Source organism: Pseudomonas sp. GM49 (assembly GCF_000282355.1).
Lineage (GTDB): Bacteria > Pseudomonadota > Gammaproteobacteria > Pseudomonadales > Pseudomonadaceae > Aquipseudomonas.
On the sequence record NZ_AKJL01000275.1, the window covers coordinates 1 to 2,099 of the forward strand.

Annotated in this window: 3 protein-coding genes; all 3 read left to right on the forward strand. The window is 60.8% G+C overall.

The genetic code is table 11. The annotated features are described in order from the left end of the window. The coding region (locus PMI29_RS33175; protein ID WP_008002390.1) for a hypothetical protein at nucleotides 1–88 on the forward strand (88 nt) is incomplete at its 5' end. Next, complete coding sequence (locus tag PMI29_RS05440) at nucleotides 85–1,566, forward strand: efflux transporter outer membrane subunit (RefSeq protein WP_008002392.1); 1,482 nt, start codon at nucleotides 85–87, stop codon at nucleotides 1,564–1,566. The genes PMI29_RS33175 and PMI29_RS05440, both read left to right, overlap by 4 nt. 217 nt (nucleotides 1,567–1,783) lie before the next feature. Beyond that, nucleotides 1,784–2,099, forward strand: a 316-nt coding sequence (locus PMI29_RS05435) for an MHYT domain-containing protein (protein WP_008002393.1), incomplete at its 3' end; no start/stop codon positions are given.

The following is a 2,099-nucleotide window of genomic DNA, read 5'->3' on the forward strand; positions in this document are numbered from 1 at the left end:
GGTTTACCTCTATCTCGACAAACTGCGCCATCGCTTCAATAAATGGCGTGGGGTGCGTACCGATGCCGCTCTGGAAACTCCGCTATGACTGAACGTTCGCTTTTCAACCTGGCTGCACCGCTGATCACAGCTCGAGGCTCGCGTCTGTTGAGCCTGACACTGTGTGTGGCGATGCTCAGTGCCTGCGCCGTCGGCCCGGATTACCAGCGCCCGCACACCGCCGAACCGGCGCAGTACAAGGCCGCAGAGGGCTGGCGTCAGGCCAACCCGAGTGATGCCTTGGCTCGTGGTGCATGGTGGGAGTTGTACGGCGACCGGCAACTCAATGACCTGATCGACAAACTCAACCGCTCCAACCAGACCGTGGCCCAGTCCGAGGCCCAGTACCGTCAGGCCCAGGCGCTGGTGCGCAGTGCCCGAGGGGCGTTTTTCCCGACGGTCGACCTGAATGTCAGCAAGAACCGTTCAAGTCAGGGCACCGGCAGCAGCAGCTCCAGCCTGAGCAGTTCGTCCAGCGGTATTCGCAATACGTACTCGGCCCAGGCGGGCGTCAGTTGGGAGGCGGATGTGTGGGGCAAGCTACGCCGTGGCCTCGAAGCCGATACCGCCAATGCCCAGGCAAGCTTTGCCGATCTGGCCGCGATGCGCCTGAGCCAACAGTCGGAGCTGGTGCAGAATTACCTGCAATTGCGTGTGATCGATGGCCAGAAGCGCCTGCTCGAAGACACGGTCTCGGCTTATCAGCGGTCGCTGAAAATGACCGAAAACCAGTACCGCGCCGGCGTATCCGGCAAGGACGCCGTGGCCCAGGCCCAGACCCAGCTCAAGAGCACCGAAGCGGACATGGTTGACCTGATCTGGCAACGCGCCCAGTTCGAGAATGCCATTGCCGTGCTGATCGGCCTGCCGCCGGCGGAATTCAGCCTGGCGGAAAGCCAAGACATTCCGCAGTTGCCGCAAATACCGCCGGCACTGCCTTCGCAGTTGCTGGAGCGTCGCCCGGACATCGCTTCCGCCGAACGCTCGGTGATGGCAGCCAACGCCAACATCGGCGTGGCCAAGGCCGCCTATTACCCTGACCTGACTTTGAACATGAACGGCGGTTATAGCAGCAGCACCTATTCCAACTGGATCAGCCTGCCGAACCGCTTCTGGTCGGTAGGACCGCAATTGGCCATGACCCTGTTCGACGGCGGCCAGCGCTCGGCGGAAGTCGACCGCAGTGAAGCGGCCTATGACGAAACCGTGGCCAAGTACCGCCAGACCGTGCTGGACGGATTCCGCGAGGTGGAAAACTTCCTGGTGCAACTCAAGGTGCTCCAGGACGAAGCCGTCGTGCGCCAACAGGCACTGGATGCCGCCCGTGAATCGCTGCGCCTGACCCAGAACCAGTACAAGGCCGGTTTGATTGCGTACATCGATGTGGTCGTGACCCAGGCGGCGGCGTTGAGCAACGAGCGCAGTAACCTGGACCTGTTGCAAAGCCGCCTGATTGCCAGCGTGCAGTTGATTGCCGCGTTGGGGGGTGGCTGGGATGGGCAGCTTGAGGTGAGCGAAAACCGTTAGCGCAATCCTTGTGGGAGCGAGCTTGCTCCCACAGGTTTTGTGGCGCCAGCAGCTTTACGCGAGTTAATGTAAAACCTTAAAACAGACGTTTCATCGGACTGATGGCCCTTTGCTCATTTTGTGAGTGCGTTCTCATTCGGAATCAGTACAATCGCCGCATTTGCCCCTCCCCAGAGAGAATCGATACCATTAATGGGGGCATTCGCGAGAAGTCTCCATGCTCATCGGTAGCTATTCCCCCACCCTGGTCATCATTTCGCTCTGTGTAGCGATTCTCGCCTCATACACCGCACTCGACCTGACCGGGCGCATTGCCACCGCCAAGGGGCGCGCCGTGCATTTATGGACCGCGGGTGGGGCCATTGCCATGGGCATCGGCATCTGGTCGATGCACTTTATCGGCATGCTCGCGTTCAAGTTGCCCATCGACCTGGGCTACGACGGTGCAATCACCCTGTTGTCGCTGTTGATCGGCGTGCTCTCCAGCGGTTTCGCGCTGTGGCTGGTCAGCCAGCCGCAATTGCCGGCCTGGC